The 15,159-nt window shown below is 55.6% G+C and carries 27 protein-coding genes; all 27 read left to right on the top strand.

What is annotated here, in order from left to right:
- Positions 1 to 25 precede the first annotated feature (25 nt).
- Positions 26 to 2,173: an elongation factor G gene (fusA, locus tag ACO6VD_RS19610; protein ID WP_422421405.1), complete on the top strand. Its 2,148-nt coding sequence runs from the start codon at positions 26 to 28 to the stop codon at positions 2,171 to 2,173.
- Positions 2,174 to 2,203: 30 nt separating this feature from the next.
- Positions 2,204 to 3,397, top strand: a complete 1,194-nt coding sequence (gene tuf, locus ACO6VD_RS19605) for an elongation factor Tu (RefSeq protein WP_422417083.1) — start codon at positions 2,204 to 2,206, stop codon at positions 3,395 to 3,397.
- A 143-nt stretch (positions 3,398 to 3,540) separates the two neighbouring features.
- Positions 3,541 to 3,852 carry a 30S ribosomal protein S10 gene (rpsJ, locus tag ACO6VD_RS19600; RefSeq protein WP_003186070.1) on the top strand — a complete coding sequence of 104 codons (312 nt, stop codon included), beginning with the start codon at positions 3,541 to 3,543 and terminating at the stop codon, positions 3,850 to 3,852.
- Positions 3,853 to 3,932: 80 nt separating this feature from the next.
- Positions 3,933 to 4,568 carry a 50S ribosomal protein L3 gene (gene rplC, locus ACO6VD_RS19595; RefSeq protein ID WP_043861931.1) on the top strand — a complete coding sequence of 212 codons (636 nt, stop codon included), beginning with the start codon at positions 3,933 to 3,935 and terminating at the stop codon, positions 4,566 to 4,568.
- Positions 4,569 to 4,580: 12 nt separating this feature from the next.
- Positions 4,581 to 5,183, top strand: a complete 603-nt coding sequence (gene rplD, locus ACO6VD_RS19590) for a 50S ribosomal protein L4 (RefSeq protein WP_010220305.1) — start codon at positions 4,581 to 4,583, stop codon at positions 5,181 to 5,183.
- On the top strand, positions 5,180 to 5,479 hold the full coding sequence (gene rplW / locus ACO6VD_RS19585) for a 50S ribosomal protein L23 (protein ID WP_010220306.1): 300 nt from the start codon (positions 5,180 to 5,182) through the stop codon (positions 5,477 to 5,479). Before rplD ends, rplW begins: the two co-directional genes overlap by 4 nt.
- A gap of 14 nt (positions 5,480 to 5,493) precedes the next feature.
- The gene (gene rplB / locus ACO6VD_RS19580; protein WP_400171208.1) at positions 5,494 to 6,318 is read left to right on the top strand and encodes a 50S ribosomal protein L2; all 825 of its coding nucleotides are present in this window, start codon (positions 5,494 to 5,496) and stop codon (positions 6,316 to 6,318) included.
- 16 nt (positions 6,319 to 6,334) lie between these two features.
- A complete protein-coding gene (gene rpsS / locus ACO6VD_RS19575) occupies positions 6,335 to 6,610 on the top strand; it encodes a 30S ribosomal protein S19 (protein ID WP_002555486.1) in 276 nt (91 codons plus the stop codon).
- A gap of 11 nt (positions 6,611 to 6,621) precedes the next feature.
- A complete protein-coding gene (rplV, locus tag ACO6VD_RS19570; protein ID WP_003103908.1) occupies positions 6,622 to 6,954 on the top strand; it encodes a 50S ribosomal protein L22 in 333 nt (110 codons plus the stop codon).
- A gap of 13 nt (positions 6,955 to 6,967) precedes the next feature.
- Positions 6,968 to 7,654: a 30S ribosomal protein S3 gene (rpsC, locus tag ACO6VD_RS19565; RefSeq protein ID WP_010220308.1), complete on the top strand. Its 687-nt coding sequence runs from the start codon at positions 6,968 to 6,970 to the stop codon at positions 7,652 to 7,654.
- Positions 7,655 to 7,666: 12 nt separating this feature from the next.
- On the top strand, positions 7,667 to 8,080 hold the full coding sequence (rplP, locus tag ACO6VD_RS19560; RefSeq protein WP_003255479.1) for a 50S ribosomal protein L16: 414 nt from the start codon (positions 7,667 to 7,669) through the stop codon (positions 8,078 to 8,080).
- Positions 8,080 to 8,271, top strand: coding sequence for a 50S ribosomal protein L29 (gene rpmC / locus ACO6VD_RS19555; RefSeq protein ID WP_002555481.1), 192 nt, complete (start codon positions 8,080 to 8,082; stop codon positions 8,269 to 8,271). The genes rplP and rpmC overlap by 1 nt, the downstream gene beginning before the upstream one ends.
- Positions 8,272 to 8,273: 2 nt before the next feature.
- Positions 8,274 to 8,540 (top strand): 30S ribosomal protein S17, encoded by a 267-nt coding sequence (gene rpsQ / locus ACO6VD_RS19550; protein ID WP_028944481.1) that lies wholly within the window; start codon positions 8,274 to 8,276, stop codon positions 8,538 to 8,540.
- 23 nt (positions 8,541 to 8,563) lie between these two features.
- A complete protein-coding gene (rplN, locus tag ACO6VD_RS19545) occupies positions 8,564 to 8,932 on the top strand; it encodes a 50S ribosomal protein L14 (protein WP_002555479.1) in 369 nt (122 codons plus the stop codon).
- 11 nt (positions 8,933 to 8,943) lie between these two features.
- Positions 8,944 to 9,258 carry a 50S ribosomal protein L24 gene (gene rplX, locus ACO6VD_RS19540; RefSeq protein WP_009397501.1) on the top strand — a complete coding sequence of 105 codons (315 nt, stop codon included), beginning with the start codon at positions 8,944 to 8,946 and terminating at the stop codon, positions 9,256 to 9,258.
- A gap of 20 nt (positions 9,259 to 9,278) precedes the next feature.
- Positions 9,279 to 9,818 (top strand): 50S ribosomal protein L5, encoded by a 540-nt coding sequence (rplE, locus tag ACO6VD_RS19535; RefSeq protein ID WP_028944480.1) that lies wholly within the window; start codon positions 9,279 to 9,281, stop codon positions 9,816 to 9,818.
- Between the two features lie 13 nt (positions 9,819 to 9,831).
- Positions 9,832 to 10,137, top strand: coding sequence for a 30S ribosomal protein S14 (gene rpsN, locus ACO6VD_RS19530; protein WP_203479709.1), 306 nt, complete (start codon positions 9,832 to 9,834; stop codon positions 10,135 to 10,137).
- 209 nt (positions 10,138 to 10,346) lie between these two features.
- Positions 10,347 to 10,739, top strand: a complete 393-nt coding sequence (rpsH, locus tag ACO6VD_RS19525) for a 30S ribosomal protein S8 (RefSeq protein WP_010220313.1) — start codon at positions 10,347 to 10,349, stop codon at positions 10,737 to 10,739.
- Positions 10,740 to 10,751: 12 nt separating this feature from the next.
- Entirely contained in the window at positions 10,752 to 11,285 is a 534-nt protein-coding gene (gene rplF, locus ACO6VD_RS19520) for a 50S ribosomal protein L6 (protein ID WP_038606175.1), read from the top strand.
- A 10-nt stretch (positions 11,286 to 11,295) separates the two neighbouring features.
- Positions 11,296 to 11,646, top strand: coding sequence for a 50S ribosomal protein L18 (gene rplR / locus ACO6VD_RS19515; RefSeq protein ID WP_038606178.1), 351 nt, complete (start codon positions 11,296 to 11,298; stop codon positions 11,644 to 11,646).
- 3 nt (positions 11,647 to 11,649) lie between these two features.
- Entirely contained in the window at positions 11,650 to 12,150 is a 501-nt protein-coding gene (rpsE, locus tag ACO6VD_RS19510; protein WP_010220316.1) for a 30S ribosomal protein S5, read from the top strand.
- A gap of 2 nt (positions 12,151 to 12,152) precedes the next feature.
- Positions 12,153 to 12,329, top strand: a complete 177-nt coding sequence (gene rpmD / locus ACO6VD_RS19505) for a 50S ribosomal protein L30 (protein ID WP_038606181.1) — start codon at positions 12,153 to 12,155, stop codon at positions 12,327 to 12,329.
- 3 nt (positions 12,330 to 12,332) lie between these two features.
- Positions 12,333 to 12,767, top strand: a complete 435-nt coding sequence (rplO, locus tag ACO6VD_RS19500) for a 50S ribosomal protein L15 (RefSeq protein ID WP_010220318.1) — start codon at positions 12,333 to 12,335, stop codon at positions 12,765 to 12,767.
- The gene (gene secY / locus ACO6VD_RS19495; protein ID WP_010220319.1) at positions 12,768 to 14,099 is read left to right on the top strand and encodes a preprotein translocase subunit SecY; all 1,332 of its coding nucleotides are present in this window, start codon (positions 12,768 to 12,770) and stop codon (positions 14,097 to 14,099) included.
- Between the two features lie 28 nt (positions 14,100 to 14,127).
- Positions 14,128 to 14,244 (top strand): 50S ribosomal protein L36, encoded by a 117-nt coding sequence (gene rpmJ, locus ACO6VD_RS19490; protein ID WP_002555468.1) that lies wholly within the window; start codon positions 14,128 to 14,130, stop codon positions 14,242 to 14,244.
- A 131-nt stretch (positions 14,245 to 14,375) separates the two neighbouring features.
- On the top strand, positions 14,376 to 14,732 hold the full coding sequence (rpsM, locus tag ACO6VD_RS19485) for a 30S ribosomal protein S13 (RefSeq protein WP_010220320.1): 357 nt from the start codon (positions 14,376 to 14,378) through the stop codon (positions 14,730 to 14,732).
- Positions 14,733 to 14,762: 30 nt separating this feature from the next.
- Entirely contained in the window at positions 14,763 to 15,152 is a 390-nt protein-coding gene (rpsK, locus tag ACO6VD_RS19480) for a 30S ribosomal protein S11 (RefSeq protein ID WP_002555466.1), read from the top strand.
- Positions 15,153 to 15,159: the final 7 nt, after the last annotated feature.

Here is a 15,159-nt window from a genome sequence, read left to right as displayed (position 1 = left end):
GCATCACTATTTTTGCGAGGGCTCTATGGCTCGTACTACACCAATCAACCGCTACCGTAACATTGGTATCTGCGCGCACGTTGATGCGGGCAAGACTACCACTACCGAGCGGATCCTGTTCTACACAGGTCTGAGCCACAAAATGGGCGAGGTGCATGATGGCGCCGCGACCACCGACTGGATGGTGCAGGAGCAGGAGCGGGGTATTACCATTACCTCCGCTGCTGTAACCACCTTCTGGGAAGGTTCCCGTGGCCAGTACGGCAAATACCGCGTAAACGTCATCGATACCCCCGGCCACGTTGACTTCACCATTGAAGTAGAACGTTCGCTGCGCGTACTCGACGGCGCGGTCGTTGTATTCTGCGGTACTTCCGGCGTTGAGCCGCAGTCCGAAACCGTATGGCGTCAAGCCAACAAGTACGGCGTTCCACGTGTTGTTTACGTGAACAAGATGGACCGTGCTGGCGCTGACTTCCTGCGCGTCGTAGGTCAGATCAAGAACCGTCTGGGTCACACCCCGGTTCCTGTTCAGCTGGCCATCGGTTCGGAAGATAACTTCCAGGGTCAGGTTGATCTGATCAAAATGAAGGCTATCTACTGGAACGACGACGACAAAGGCACCACCTATCGCGAGGAAGAAATTCCTGCCGATATGCTGGAGCTGGCTGAAGAGTGGCGCGCCAACATGGTCGAAGCCGCTGCCGAAGCCAACGAAGAGCTGATGAACAAGTACCTTGAAGAGGGTGAGCTGTCGGTCGAAGAAATCAAAGCCGGTCTGCGTGCGCGCACCCTGGCCAGCGAGATCGTTCCGGCTGTCTGCGGTTCTTCCTTCAAGAACAAGGGCGTTCCTCTGGTTCTCGATGCTGTTATCGACTTCCTGCCTGCTCCTACCGAGATTCCTGCGATCAAGGGTATCCACCCTGACCTGATCGAGAAGCCGAAGGATGAGCTGGTCGAGGCTGACTACGACGAGCGTCATGCAGACGACAGCGAGCCGTTCTCGGCGCTGGCGTTCAAGATTGCTACTGACCCGTTCGTGGGTACCCTGACTTTCGTGCGCGTTTACTCGGGCATGCTGCAGTCCGGCGACTCCGTGATCAACTCGGTCAAGGGCAAGAAAGAGCGCGTTGGTCGTATGGTGCAGATGCACGCCAACCAGCGTGAAGAAATCAAAGAAGTACTGGCAGGCGATATCGCTGCTCTGATCGGCATGAAGGATGTCACCACTGGTGACACCCTGTGCAACGCCGACAAGCCGATCATCCTCGAGCGTATGGACTTCCCTGAGCCTGTGATCTCGGTAGCTGTTGAGCCGAAGACCAAGCAGGACCAGGAAAAGATGGGTATCGCACTGGGCAAGCTGGCTCAGGAAGACCCGTCGTTCCGCGTTAAAACTGATGAAGAAACCGGCCAGACCATCATTTCGGGTATGGGCGAGCTTCACCTGGACATCCTCGTTGACCGCATGAAGCGCGAATTCAACGTTGAAGCCAACATCGGTAAGCCGCAGGTTTCGTACCGCGAGCAGATCACCAAGGACAACGTCGAGATCGAAGGTAAGTTCGTTCGTCAGTCCGGTGGTCGCGGTCAGTTCGGTCACTGCTGGATTCGCTTCTCGCAGCCATCAGTGGATGCCCAAGGCAACATCACCGAAGGCCTGGAATTCACCAACGAAGTTGTAGGTGGTGTGGTTCCTAAGGAATACATCCCGGCGATCCAGAAAGGTATCGAAGAGCAGATGAAGAACGGCATCGTTGCCGGCTATCCGCTGATCGGCCTGAAGGCAACCGTGTTTGATGGTTCCTACCACGACGTCGACTCGAACGAGATGGCGTTCAAGGTAGCCGCTTCCATGGCGACCAAGCAACTCGCAGCCAAAGGCGGCGGTAAGGTGCTTGAGCCGATCATGAAGGTAGAAGTTGTGACCCCTGAGGACTACATGGGTGACGTGATGGGTGACCTGAACCGTCGTCGTGGTCTGATCCAGGGTATGGAAGATTCGGTGTCCGGCAAGGTTGTCCGTGCTGAAGTTCCGCTCGGAGAGATGTTCGGTTATGCGACCGACGTTCGTTCCATGTCTCAGGGTCGCGCGAGCTACTCCATGGAATTCTCCAAATACGCCGAAGCTCCGTCGAATATCGTCGAAGCACTCGTTAAAAAACAAGGCTAATCCAGCCCTTTAGGCAAGAGGTTCACTGTCGTGGCTAAAGAAAAATTTGATCGTTCCCTTCCGCACGTCAACGTTGGCACCATCGGTCACGTTGACCACGGTAAAACCACTCTGACCGCAGCTCTGACTCGCGTCTGCTCCGAAGTTTTCGGTTCGGCCGTTGTTGACTTCGACAAGATCGACTCGGCTCCAGAAGAGAAAGCTCGCGGTATCACCATCAACACCGCGCACGTCGAGTACAACTCGAAGATCCGTCACTACGCTCACGTTGACTGCCCAGGTCACGCTGACTACGTGAAGAACATGATCACCGGTGCTGCGCAGATGGACGGCGCTATCCTGGTTTGTTCGGCCGCTGATGGTCCGATGCCACAAACCCGTGAGCACATCCTGCTGTCCCGTCAGGTTGGCGTTCCGTACATCGTGGTCTTCCTGAACAAGGCTGACCTGGTAGACGACGCTGAGCTGCTGGAACTGGTCGAGATGGAAGTTCGCGACCTGCTGTCCACCTACGACTTCCCAGGCGACGACACCCCGATCATCATCGGTTCGGCTCGTATGGCGCTGGAAGGCAAAGACGACAACGAGATGGGCACCACTGCCGTCAAGAAACTGGTTGAAACTCTGGACAGCTACATCCCAGAGCCAGAGCGTGCTATCGACAAGCCGTTCCTGATGCCAATCGAAGACGTATTCTCGATCTCGGGTCGTGGTACCGTTGTTACCGGTCGTATCGAGCGTGGTATCGTCCGCGTTCAGGATCCGCTGGAAATCGTTGGTCTGCGTGACACCACCACCACTACCTGTACTGGTGTTGAGATGTTCCGCAAGCTGCTCGACGAAGGTCGTGCTGGCGAGAACTGCGGCGTTCTGCTGCGTGGCACCAAGCGTGACGACGTTGAGCGTGGTCAGGTTCTGGTCAAGCCAGGTTCGGTTAAGCCGCACACCAAGTTCACCGCAGAAGTTTACGTTCTGAGCAAAGAAGAAGGCGGCCGTCATACTCCGTTCTTCAAAGGCTACCGTCCACAGTTCTACTTCCGTACTACTGACGTGACCGGTAACTGCGAGCTGCCAGAAGGCGTTGAAATGGTAATGCCAGGCGACAACATCCAAATGGTTGTCACCCTGATCAAGACCATCGCAATGGAAGACGGCCTGCGTTTCGCTATCCGTGAAGGCGGTCGTACCGTCGGCGCTGGCGTCGTAGCCAAAATCATCGAGTAATCGTTGATCGCTTGAAAAAGGCCCCCGCTCAGCGGGGGCTTTTTTATTGGGTTGACACTCGGTGGGGCCCTCTATAGAATCACGCCTCCTTTTAACGGGCGTAGTGCGCCCGGTGGGAATAGCAGCCTGGAGTCTGAAATCCAATGCAAAATCAGCAAATCCGTATCAGGTTGAAGGCTTTTGACCATCGCCTGATCGACCAATCCACCCAGGAAATCGTGGAAACCGCGAAACGTACTGGTGCTCAAGTGCGTGGTCCAATTCCACTGCCTACCCGTAAAGAGCGGTTCACCGTTCTGGTCTCTCCGCACGTCAACAAAGACGCGCGTGACCAGTACGAGATCCGTACTCATAAGCGCGTTCTGGACATCGTCCAGCCAACGGATAAAACCGTTGATGCTCTTATGAAGCTTGATCTTGCGGCCGGTGTGGAAGTGCAGATCAGCCTCGGCTAAGACACGGTCTTAGTCGTGTAACGCTCTGAAATGGGCGGCCATAGCGGGTGAAAGCCCCGTACACTCATGAGGTTTACAACATGACTATTGGTGTAGTCGGTCGTAAATGCGGTATGACCCGTATTTTCACCGAAGAAGGTGTCTCCATTCCGGTCACGGTCATTGAGATCGAGCCGAATCGCGTCACCCAGTTCAAAACTGAAGAAACCGATGGCTATCGTGCAGTGCAAGTCACTGTCGGTGAACGTCGCGCTTCGCGTGTGACTGCTGCTCAAGCAGGTCACTTCGCTAAAGCGAACGTTGCCGCGGGTCGCGGCGTCTGGGAATTCCGCCTTGAAGAAGGCGAGTACCAGGCTGGCGACTTGATCAACGCTGAAATCTTCGCTGCTGGCCAAATGGTAGATGTTACCGGTCAGTCCAAGGGTAAAGGCTTTGCCGGTACCATCAAGCGTTGGAATTTCCGCGGTCAAGATAACACCCACGGTAACTCCGTCTCCCACCGCGTCCCGGGCTCTATCGGCCAGTGCCAGACTCCTGGTCGTGTATTCAAGGGCAAGAAAATGTCCGGTCACATGGGCGCCGAGCGCGTGACCGTTCAGTCCCTGGAAGTAGTGCGCGTCGACGCTGAACGCAATCTGTTGCTGGTCAAGGGTGCCGTTCCTGGCGCAACTGGCGGCAATCTGGTTGTGCGTCCGGCTGCCAAGGCTCGCGGTTAAGGGGAAGCTGACATGCAACTAAATGTAAATGACGCTCAAGCGATCGAAGTTTCCGAACTGACTTTCGGCGGCGAATTCAACGAGACGCTGGTTCACCAAGCAGTCGTGGCCTACATGGCCGGCGGCCGTCAGGGCACCAAGCAGCAGAAAACCCGTTCCGACGTTGCTGGTGGCGGTAAGCGCCCATGGCGTCAGAAAGGTACTGGCCGTGCTCGTGCCGGTACTATCCGTAGCCCAATCTGGCGTGGCGGCGGTACCACTTTCGCAGCTCGTCCTCAAGACCACTCGCAGAAGCTCAACAAGAAGATGTACCGCGCAGCAATGCGCTCCATCCTCGCCGAGCTGGTGCGTACCGACCGTCTGGTCGTGGTTCAGGACTTTGCTGTTGAAGCACCGAAAACCAAAGACCTGCTGAACAAGCTGAACGGCATGGGTCTGAGCGACGTACTGATCGTTTCTGACGCTGTTGATCAGAATCTGTACCTGGCTGCTCGTAACCTGCCGCACGTCGACGTACGTGACGTACAGGGTTCCGATCCGGTCAGTCTGATCGCATACGACAAAGTGTTGATCACTGTGTCGGCCGTGAAGAAATTCGAGGAGCTGCTGGGATGAACCAGGAACGCGTATTTAAAGTCCTCCTTGGCCCGCACGTTTCCGAGAAGGCTACCGTTCTGGCTGAGAAAAAAGGCCAGTTCGTATTCAAGGTTGCTACTGATGCAACCAAGCTGGAAATCAAGAAAGCTGTCGAAGGCCTGTTCGGCGTAAAAGTCGAAAACGTGTCGACCGTCAACGTTCTGGGTAAAACCAAGCGTACCGCACGTGGTCTGGGCAAGCGTAATGACTGGAAGAAGGCGATCGTCTCCCTTCAGCCAGGCCAAGATCTCGATTTCAGCAGCAGTGCTGAGTAAGGAAGGGGTGCATCATGGCAATCGTTAAATGCAAACCGACTTCCCCTGGCCGCCGTTTCGTGGTCAAGGTGGTCAACAAGGAGCTGCACAAAGGCGCTCCTCACGCACCGCTGCTCGAGAAAAAATCGAAGTCTGGTGGTCGTAACAACAATGGCCGCATCACTACTCGTCACGTAGGTGGTGGTCATAAGCAGCATTACCGTATGGTCGATTTCCGTCGCAACGACAAAGATGGCATCGTCGCCACTGTCGAGCGTATCGAATACGATCCAAACCGTACTGCTCACATCGCACTGCTCTGCTACGCAGACGGCGAGCGCCGCTACATCATCGCCCCTAAAGGCGTGAGTGCTGGCGACCAGCTGATCGCAGGTGCTCTGGCTCCAATCAAGCCAGGCAACTCCCTGCAACTGCGCAACATCCCAGTGGGTAGCACCATTCACGGCATCGAACTGAAGCCGGGCAAAGGTGCACAGATCGCTCGTTCCGCTGGTGCTTCGGCTCAGCTGATCGCTCGCGAAGGTGTCTATGTGACCCTGCGTCTGCGCTCTGGTGAAATGCGTAAAGTCCTGGCTGAATGCCGTGCGACCCTGGGCGAAGTCTCGAACTCCGAGCACAGCCTGCGTTCGCTGGGTAAAGCTGGTGCCAAACGCTGGCGTGGCGTTCGCCCAACCGTTCGTGGTGTTGCCATGAACCCGGTTGACCACCCACATGGTGGTGGTGAAGGTCGTACCTCCGGTGGTCGTCATCCGGTATCGCCATGGGGCTTCCCGACTAAGGGCGCGAAGACTCGTGGTAATAAGCGTACCGACAACATGATCGTCCGTCGTCGCAAGTAAATAGAGGGATACGACAGTGCCACGTTCTCTGAAAAAAGGTCCTTTTATCGATCTTCACCTACTGAAGAAGATCGAAGTGGCGGCGGAAAAGAACGATCGCAAACCAGTTAAGACCTGGTCGCGCCGTTCCATGATCCTGCCACAAATGGTCGGTCTGACCATCGCGGTTCACAACGGTCGCCAACATGTCCCAGTTCTCGTGAACGAAGACATGGTCGGCCATAAACTGGGCGAGTTTGCCGGTACCCGCACTTATCGTGGGCACGTGGCTGACAAGAAAGCCAAGCGTTAAGGGGTAGGGAAATGGAAGTAGCCGCTAAGTTGTCGGGCGCTCGAATCTCCGCCCAGAAAGCCCGCTTGGTCGCCGACCAGATCCGCGGGAAGAAGGTGGGCGAAGCGCTCAACCTGTTGGCCTTCAGCAGCAAAAAAGCCGCTGAAATCATGAAGAAAGTCCTCGAGTCGGCCGTAGCCAACGCCGAGCATAACGAAGGCGCAGACGTTGATGACCTGAAGGTCTCCACCGTTTTCGTCAACGAAGGGCGTTCGCTGAAGCGAATCATGCCGCGTGCCAAAGGCCGCGCTGATCGCATCGTCAAGCGGTCTTGCCATATCACTGTCAAGGTTGCGGACAAGTAACGGAGTCGATCAGATGGGTCAGAAAGTACATCCCACTGGCATTCGCCTGGGAATCGTCAAGGAGCACACCTCCGTCTGGTACGCAGACGGTCGGACTTATGCGGACTATTTGCTCGCAGATCTGAATGTGCGTGAGTACCTCCAAGACAAACTAAAAAGCGCGTCCGTTAGCCGTATCGATATCCATCGTCCGGCTCAAACTGCACGCATCACCATCCACACCGCTCGTCCAGGTATTGTTATCGGGAAGAAAGGTGAAGATGTTGAGAAACTGCGTCAGGACCTGACCAAGCAAATGGGTGTGCCTGTGCACATCAATATCGAAGAGATCCGCAAGCCGGAACTCGACGGTATGCTGGTTGCTCAGAGCGTAGCTCAGCAGCTGGAGCGTCGTGTGATGTTCCGTCGCGCCATGAAGCGCGCCGTACAGAACGCCATGCGCATTGGTGCCAAAGGCATCAAGATCCAGGTGAGCGGTCGTCTCGGTGGTGCTGAAATCGCACGTACTGAATGGTATCGCGAAGGTCGTGTGCCGCTGCACACCCTGCGTGCTGATATCGACTATGCCACTTACGAAGCTCACACCACTTACGGTGTGATCGGTGTGAAGGTTTGGATTTTCAAAGGCGAAGTTATTGGTGGTCGCCAAGAAGAACTGAAACCACAAGCACCAGCGCCTCGTAAAAAAGCTGCTAAGTAAGGGGTACGCCAAATGTTGCAACCAAAGCGTACAAAATTCCGCAAGCAGATGACCGGCCACAACCGTGGTCTGGCACTGCGCGGTAGCAAAGTCAGCTTCGGCGAGTTTGCTCTGAAAGCTGTTGCTCGCGGTCGTCTCACCGCCCGCCAGATTGAGTCGGCACGTCGTGCTCTGACCCGTCACGTAAAACGTGGCGGTAAAATCTGGATCCGTGTGTTCCCGGACAAGCCGATCTCCAAGAAGCCTCTCGAAGTGCGGATGGGTAAAGGTAAAGGTTCCGTGGAGTACTGGGTTGCCCAGATCCAGCCAGGCAAAGTCCTGTACGAGATCGAGGGTGTTTCTGAAGAGCTGGCGCGTGAGGCTTTCGCCTTGGCGGCTGCAAAGCTGCCTCTCGCCACCTCCTTTGTTAAGCGGACGGTGATGTGATGAAAGCGAATGAACTTCGTGAAAAATCAGCACAGCAGCTGAACGAGCAACTGCTCGGCTTGCTGCGCGACCAGTTCAATCTGCGTATGCAGAAAGCAACTGGCCAGTTGGGGCAGTCGCACCTGCTCTCGCAAGTTAAGCGTGACATCGCTCGCGTGAAAACTGTGCTCAACCAGCAGGCAGGTAAGTGATCATGGCTGAAGCTGAAAAAACCGTCCGTACGCTGACTGGCCGTGTCGTCAGCGACAAGATGGACAAAACCATCACCGTACTGATCGAGCGTCGCGTAAAGCACCCGATCTACGGTAAATACGTTAAGCGTTCGACTAAGCTGCACGCGCACGACGAAACCAATCAGTGCCACATCGGCGACAAGGTCTCCATCCGCGAGACCCGTCCGCTGGCCAAGACCAAAGCTTGGGCACTGGTTGAAGTTCTCGAACGCGCTGTTGAAGTCTAAGGGCTAAGGGTCGGAGAAATTTTATGATTCAGACTCAATCCATGCTCGATGTGGCCGATAACAGCGGCGCTCGTCGCGTCATGTGCATCAAGGTTCTCGGCGGTTCGCACCGCCGTTACGCCGGCATCGGTGACATCATCAAGGTAACCGTCAAGGAAGCAATTCCTCGCGGTAAAGTGAAGAAAGGCCAAGTGATGACTGCTGTTGTAGTCCGCACTCGCCACGGTGTCCGTCGTGCTGACGGCTCCATCATCCGCTTTGATGGCAATGCTGCTGTTCTGCTGAACAACAAGCAAGAGCCGATCGGCACCCGTATCTTTGGGCCAGTGACGCGTGAACTTCGTACTGAGAAGTTCATGAAGATCGTCTCGCTCGCCCCAGAAGTGCTGTAAGGAGATCCGACATGCAAAAGATTCGTCGTGACGACGAGATCATCGTGATCGCCGGCAAAGACAAAGGTAAGCGCGGTAAGGTGCTCAAGGTTCTCGCTGACGACCGTCTGGTCGTTGGTGGGATCAACCTGGTGAAGCGTCATACCAAGCCTAACCCGATGTCGGGCGTACAAGGCGGTATCGTCGAGAAAGAAGCGCCACTGCACGCTTCCAACGTCGCCATTTTCAACGGCGAAACCAACAAGGCTGACCGCGTTGGTTTCAAAGTAGAAGACGGCAAAAAAATTCGTGTCTTCAAGTCGACCCAAAAAGCGGTTGATGCTTGAACACTGCTAGGTAGAAGACCATGGCACGACTGAAAGAGATTTACCGGAAGGAAATTGCTCCGAAGCTTAAGGAAGAACTTAAGCTGGCGAACGTAATGGAAGTTCCGCGCGTTACCAAGATCACCCTGAACATGGGTCTGGGCGAAGCTGTCGGCGACAAAAAAGTCATCGAGCACGCTGTTGCTGACCTGGAGAAGATCACCGGTCAGAAAGCCGTTGTGACTTTCGCTCGGAAATCCATCGCGGGCTTCAAAGTCCGTGAGGGCTGGCCGATCGGCGTTAAAGTTACTCTGCGCCGTGATCGTATGTACGAGTTCCTGGACCGCCTGCTGGCGATCTCCCTGCCTCGGGTTCGCGACTTCCGCGGCCTGAATGCCAAGTCCTTCGATGGTCGTGGCAACTACAGCATGGGCGTGAAAGAGCAGATCATCTTCCCGGAAATCGACTACGACAAGATCGATGCTCTGCGCGGTCTGGACATTACCCTGACCACCACTGCCAAGAACGATGACGAAGGCCGCGCTCTGCTGCGTGCTTTCAAATTCCCGTTCCGCAACTGATTGGAGTAGGAAAATGGCCAAGAAGAGCATGAAAAACCGTGAGCTGAAGCGTCAGCTCACTGTTGCCAAGTACGCCAAGAAGCGTGCCGAGCTGAAAGCGATCATCGTAAATCTGGAAGCAACTCCAGAAGAGCGTTTTGCCGCTGTCGTAGCTCTGCAGAAGCAACCACGTGACGCCAGCGCTTCGCGCATGCGTAACCGTTGCCGCATCACCGGTCGTCCACACGGCGTTTACCGCAAGTTCGGCCTCGGCCGTAACAAGCTGCGTGAAGCAGCAATGCGCGGTGACGTTCCAGGTCTGGTTAAAGCCAGCTGGTAAGACGTACCGGCAGCGTCCAGGTGGCGGGGGAGCAATCTTCCGACCACCGGTGACTTTGCAACGAAACAAGCCCCTTCTGGGGCTTGTTTCGTTTCTGGGATCTGTCTAGAATGACCGGCTCTCCTGAGTCCGGGTTTTTTGACCTGGCGAACTCAGGTGACTGTAGTAGCCGAGAGGCTAATTTTTCTTGTATCAGGAGCGTCTAGCCCATGAGTATGCAGGACCCGTTAGCGGACATGCTAACTCGCATCCGTAATGCCCAGATGGCTGAAAAGTCCGTCGTAAGCATGCCTTCGTCGACTCTGAAGGTTGCGGTAGCCAAAGTTCTGAAAGACGAAGGTTACATCGCTGGCTATCAGGTCAGCAGCGAAGTAAAACCATCGCTTTCCATCGAGCTGAAATACTTCGAAGGCCGTCCGGTCATCGAGGAAGTCAAGCGCGTAAGTCGTCCAGGCCTGCGTCAGTACAAGTCCGTCGAAGAACTGCCGAAAGTACGTGGCGGTCTGGGCGTGTCTATTGTCTCCACCAACAAAGGTGTGATGACTGATCGTGCTGCGCGCGCTGCCGGTGTCGGCGGCGAAGTACTCTGCACAGTGTTCTAAGGGGGGATAAGCATGTCTCGCGTCGCTAAGAACCCCGTTAAGCTGCCAGCCGGTGTCGAAGTCAAATTCGTCGGCCAACAGCTTTCGGTGAAGGGTGCCAAGGGCACTCTCGAACTGAACGTTCACTCGTCCGTAGAAGTCGTTGAAGAAGCTGGTGAGCTGCGTTTCGCTGCTCGCAATGGCGATCAACAAACTCGCGCAATGGCCGGTACCACCCGTGCCCTGGTTAACAACATGGTCCAAGGCGTAAGCCAAGGCTTCGAGCGTAAGCTCCAGCTGGTCGGTGTTGGTTACAAAGCACAAGCCAAAGGCACCGTGCTGAACCTGGCGCTTGGCTTCTCGCATCCAGTGGATTACGAACTGCCAGCGGGTATCACCGCTGAGACCCCAAGCCAGACCGATATCCTGATCAAGGGCATCGACAAGCAGCTGGTAGGTCAGGTGGCCGCTGAAATCCGCGACTTCCGTCCACCAGAGCCGTACAAAGGCAAGGGTGTGCGTTACGCGGACGAAGTCGTCCGTCGTAAAGAAGCCAAGAAGAAGTAGGGCCTAGCAAATGACCGACAAAAAAGTTACTCGACTGCGTCGCGCTCGCAAAGCACGCCTGAAAATGCACGAACTCGAAGTCGTGCGTCTCTGCGTGTTCCGCTCCTCGCAGCACATCTATGCCCAGGTCCTTTCGGCCGACGGCAGCAAAGTCCTGGCCAGCGCCTCGACTTTGGACAAAGAACTGCGTGATGGCGCCACCGGCAACATCGACGCGGCCACTAAGGTTGGCAAGCTGGTAGCTGAGCGCGCGAAAGCCGCCGGTGTATCTCAAGTTGCCTTTGACCGTTCCGGCTTCAAGTACCACGGCCGCGTCAAGGCGCTGGCTGATGCTGCTCGTGAAGGCGGGCTGGAGTTCTAAGTTATGGCAAATAACGATCAAAAGCGCGACGAAGGCTACATCGAGAAGCTGGTTCAAGTTAACCGCGTTGCCAAAACCGTAAAAGGCGGCCGTATCTTCACTTTCACCGCGTTGACCGTGGTTGGTGATGGTAAAGGTCGTGTTGGTTTCGGCCGTGGCAAATCGCGCGAAGTACCTGCTGCGATCCAGAAAGCTATGGAAGCTGCTCGTCGCAACATGATTCAGGTTGACCTGAACGGCACCACTCTGCAGTACGCCACCAAGTCCGCCCATGGCGCGTCGAAGGTGTACATGCAGCCTGCCTCCGAAGGTACCGGTATCATCGCCGGTGGCGCAATGCGTGCCGTCCTGGAAGTTGCTGGCGTTCAGAACGTCCTGGCCAAGTGCTATGGCTCGACCAACCCTGTAAACGTGGTTCACGCCACTTTCAAGGGTCTGAAGGCTATGCAATCTCCTGAATCCATTGCTGCCAAGCGCGGCAAGAGCGTTGAGGAGATCCGTTGATCATGGCTACCGTTAAAGTAACGCTGATCAAAAGCACCGCCGGCCGTATCCCTAACCACAAACTGTGCGTTAAGGGTCTGGGTCTGCGCCGCATCGGTCACACTGTAGAAGTCCTGGATACTCCCGAGAATCGCGGGATGATCAACAAGGCTTACTACATGCTGCGCGTCGAGGGTTAATCGATGAAACTCAATGATCTGAGTCCAGCGCCGGGTTCCCGTCGCGAGAAGCATCGTCCGGGTCGTGGTATCGGTAGTGGTTTGGGTAAGACTGGTGGCCGTGGTCACAAAGGTCAAACCTCCCGCTCCGGTGGCACCATCGCTCCAGGCTTTGAAGGCGGTCAACAGCCGCTGCACCGTCGTCTGCCGAAATTCGGCTTCGTTTCCCTGAAAGCCATGGACCGCGCCGAAGTGCGTCTGTCCGAGCTGGCCAAAGTGGAAGGCGACGTTGTCACCGTGCAATCCTTGAAGGATGCCAACGTGATTAACCAGAACGTACAGCGTGTGAAAATCATGCTGTCGGGCGAAGTTACTCGCGCGGTCACCATCAAGGGTATCGCAGCCACCAAAGGTGCGCGTGCGGCTATCGAAGCAGCTGGCGGCAAGTTCGAGGAATAAATGGCTAAGCAAGGTGCTCTCTCTTCGCTCGGCAAAGGCGGGATGTCTGAACTTTGGGCTCGTCTGCGTTTTCTGTTCCTGGCGATCATCGTCTATCGGATAGGCGCACACATCCCAGTTCCAGGTATCAACCCGGACCGGCTGGCGGAACTGTTTCGACAGAATGAGGGGACCATTCTTAGCTTGTTCAACATGTTTTCCGGCGGCGCGCTGGAACGGATGAGCATCTTTGCACTGGGGATCATGCCGTACATTTCGGCATCGATCATCATGCAACTGATGACCGCCGTGAGCCCGCAGCTGGAGCAGTTGAAGAAGGAAGGTGAAGCTGGCCGTCGCAAGATCAGCCAGTACACCCGCTACGGCACCGTAATCCTGGCGCTGGTCCAGGCCATTGGCATGTCCATTGGTCTGGCCGGTCAGGGCGTGGCGTTTTCTGCTGACTTTGGCTTCCATTTCGTCGCGGTCTCCACGTTTGTGGCTGGCGCGATGTTCATGATGTGGCTGGGTGAGCAGATCACTGAGCGCGGTGTAGGCAACGGTATCTCGATGTTGATCTTCGCAGGTATCGTCGCCGGTCTTCCGAGAGCAATCGGGCAGTCTTTCGAGTCTGCACGTACGGGCGATATCAACATTTTCGCTCTGGTCGCTATCGGTTTGCTGGCAGTAGCGATTATCGGTTTCGTGGTGTTCATTGAGCGTGGTCAGCGTCGTATTGCTGTTCACTACGCCAAGCGTCAGCAGGGCCGCAAGGTCTTCGCTGCGCAGACTAGCCACTTGCCGCTGAAAGTGAACATGGCGGGCGTTATTCCTGCCATTTTCGCGAGCAGCATCTTGCTGTTCCCGGCTTCGCTGGGTGCCTGGTTCGGTCAGTCCGAAGGTATGGGCTGGTTGCAGGACATCTCGCAGTCGATCGCTCCTGGTCAGCCGTTGAATATTCTGCTGTTTAGTGCAGGGATTATTTTCTTCTGCTTCTTCTATACGGCGTTGATGTTCAATCCGAAAGACGTAGCGGAGAACCTGAAGAAGTCCGGTGCCTTTATTCCGGGCATCCGTCCAGGTGAGCAGTCGGCGCGCTACATTGATGGCGTTCTGACCCGCTTGACCATGTTCGGTGCTCTTTATATGACGGCCGTCTGTCTGCTTCCCCAGTTCCTGGTGGTTGCGGCAAACGTTCCGTTCTACCTTGGCGGGACCTCGTTGCTGATTGTGGTAGTGGTTGTGATGGACTTCATGTCCCAAGTACAATCGCACCTCGTTTCGCACCAGTACGAATCCCTGATGAAGAAAGCCAACCTGAAAGGCTACGGTGGCAGCGGTTTGCTGCGCTGATAGACCCTTAAGGTTCGAGGAGTTGGTGATGAAAGTTCGTGCATCGGTGAAAAAGCTGTGCCGTAACTGCAAGATTATTCGCCGCGAAGGTGTTGTTCGAGTAATTTGCAGTGCGGAACCACGTCACAAGCAGCGCCAAGGCTGAGTGTGATTTGCGCTACAAACCCAGCAGCTAGTGCGCTGCTGGGTTGATTATTTGTTTCTACAGCGATATTATCTCGCGCCCTATTTCTTGGCTTCCGGGGCGTAGGTAGCTGTCAATTGGAGTCCCACTGAATGGCCCGTATTGCAGGCGTCAACATTCCAGATAACAAGCACACTGTTATCTCGCTGACCTACATCTATGGTGTTGGTCGCACTACTGCACAGAAAATCTGTGCAGAGACTGGGGTCAACCCAGCCGCTAAGATCAAAGATCTGAGCGACGAGCAGGTTGAATCGCTGCGTACTGAAGTTGCGAAGTACATCACCGAAGGTGATCTGCGCCGTGACATCAACATGAAAATCAAGCGGTTGATGGACCTGGGTTGCTACCGCGGCCTGCGTCATCGTCGGGGTCTGCCAGTACGCGGTCAGCGTACCAAGACCAACGCGCGTACCCGTAAGGGCCCGCGTAAGCCGATCCGCAAGTAATCGCACCAGCGAATCGACAGGAATTTAGAAATGGCAAAACCTGCTGCTCGTCCTCGTAAAAAAGTCAAAAAGACAGTGGTTGATGGCATCGCCCACATCCACGCGTCTTTTAACAACACCATCGTGACCATCACCGATCGTCAAGGTAACGCTCTGTCCTGGGCTACCTCCGGCGGTTCGGGTTTCCGCGGTTCTCGCAAGTCCACCCCGTTCGCTGCTCAAGTAGCTGCTGAGCGTGCTGGTCAAGCTGCGCTGGAATATGGTCTGAAGAACCTCGACGTCAACGTCAAGGGTCCAGGTCCAGGTCGTGAGTCCGCTGTTCGTGCTTTGAACGGTTGTGGCTATAAGATCGCCAGCATCACCGACGTGACGCCAATCCCGCATAACGGGTGCCGTCCGCCGAAGAAGCGCCGCGTGTAATCAGGAG

The organism is Pseudomonas sp. GZD-222, assembly GCF_049310525.1.
GTDB lineage: Bacteria > Pseudomonadota > Gammaproteobacteria > Pseudomonadales > Pseudomonadaceae > Aquipseudomonas.
The sequence above is the reverse complement of the archived record's forward strand: the minus strand, read 5'-3'. Positions and strand labels throughout refer to the sequence as shown.

What these genes read in the sequence shown, in the direction of transcription:
- rplR (WP_038606178.1), top strand. Translation starts at nt 11,296, where the DNA reads ATGACCGACAAAAAAGTTACTCGACTGCGTCGCGCTCGCAAAGCACGC.
- rpsN (WP_203479709.1), top strand. Translation starts at nt 9,832, where the DNA reads ATGGCCAAGAAGAGCATGAAAAACCGTGAGCTGAAGCGTCAGCTCACT.
- rplO (WP_010220318.1), top strand. Translation starts at nt 12,333, where the DNA reads ATGAAACTCAATGATCTGAGTCCAGCGCCGGGTTCCCGTCGCGAGAAG.
- rplN (WP_002555479.1), top strand. Translation starts at nt 8,564, where the DNA reads ATGATTCAGACTCAATCCATGCTCGATGTGGCCGATAACAGCGGCGCT.
- rpsC (WP_010220308.1), top strand. Translation starts at nt 6,968, where the DNA reads ATGGGTCAGAAAGTACATCCCACTGGCATTCGCCTGGGAATCGTCAAG.
- rpsJ (WP_003186070.1), top strand. Translation starts at nt 3,541, where the DNA reads ATGCAAAATCAGCAAATCCGTATCAGGTTGAAGGCTTTTGACCATCGC.
- rpsH (WP_010220313.1), top strand. Translation starts at nt 10,347, where the DNA reads ATGAGTATGCAGGACCCGTTAGCGGACATGCTAACTCGCATCCGTAAT.
- fusA (WP_422421405.1), top strand. Translation starts at nt 26, where the DNA reads ATGGCTCGTACTACACCAATCAACCGCTACCGTAACATTGGTATCTGC.
- rpsQ (WP_028944481.1), top strand. Translation starts at nt 8,274, where the DNA reads ATGGCTGAAGCTGAAAAAACCGTCCGTACGCTGACTGGCCGTGTCGTC.
- rplV (WP_003103908.1), top strand. Translation starts at nt 6,622, where the DNA reads ATGGAAGTAGCCGCTAAGTTGTCGGGCGCTCGAATCTCCGCCCAGAAA.
- rplB (WP_400171208.1), top strand. Translation starts at nt 5,494, where the DNA reads ATGGCAATCGTTAAATGCAAACCGACTTCCCCTGGCCGCCGTTTCGTG.
- rplP (WP_003255479.1), top strand. Translation starts at nt 7,667, where the DNA reads ATGTTGCAACCAAAGCGTACAAAATTCCGCAAGCAGATGACCGGCCAC.
- rpmC (WP_002555481.1), top strand. Translation starts at nt 8,080, where the DNA reads ATGAAAGCGAATGAACTTCGTGAAAAATCAGCACAGCAGCTGAACGAG.
- rplX (WP_009397501.1), top strand. Translation starts at nt 8,944, where the DNA reads ATGCAAAAGATTCGTCGTGACGACGAGATCATCGTGATCGCCGGCAAA.
- rpmD (WP_038606181.1), top strand. Translation starts at nt 12,153, where the DNA reads ATGGCTACCGTTAAAGTAACGCTGATCAAAAGCACCGCCGGCCGTATC.
- rplE (WP_028944480.1), top strand. Translation starts at nt 9,279, where the DNA reads ATGGCACGACTGAAAGAGATTTACCGGAAGGAAATTGCTCCGAAGCTT.
- rpmJ (WP_002555468.1), top strand. Translation starts at nt 14,128, where the DNA reads ATGAAAGTTCGTGCATCGGTGAAAAAGCTGTGCCGTAACTGCAAGATT.
- rpsE (WP_010220316.1), top strand. Translation starts at nt 11,650, where the DNA reads ATGGCAAATAACGATCAAAAGCGCGACGAAGGCTACATCGAGAAGCTG.
- rpsM (WP_010220320.1), top strand. Translation starts at nt 14,376, where the DNA reads ATGGCCCGTATTGCAGGCGTCAACATTCCAGATAACAAGCACACTGTT.
- rplC (WP_043861931.1), top strand. Translation starts at nt 3,933, where the DNA reads ATGACTATTGGTGTAGTCGGTCGTAAATGCGGTATGACCCGTATTTTC.
- secY (WP_010220319.1), top strand. Translation starts at nt 12,768, where the DNA reads ATGGCTAAGCAAGGTGCTCTCTCTTCGCTCGGCAAAGGCGGGATGTCT.
- rplF (WP_038606175.1), top strand. Translation starts at nt 10,752, where the DNA reads ATGTCTCGCGTCGCTAAGAACCCCGTTAAGCTGCCAGCCGGTGTCGAA.
- rplW (WP_010220306.1), top strand. Translation starts at nt 5,180, where the DNA reads ATGAACCAGGAACGCGTATTTAAAGTCCTCCTTGGCCCGCACGTTTCC.
- rpsK (WP_002555466.1), top strand. Translation starts at nt 14,763, where the DNA reads ATGGCAAAACCTGCTGCTCGTCCTCGTAAAAAAGTCAAAAAGACAGTG.
- rplD (WP_010220305.1), top strand. Translation starts at nt 4,581, where the DNA reads ATGCAACTAAATGTAAATGACGCTCAAGCGATCGAAGTTTCCGAACTG.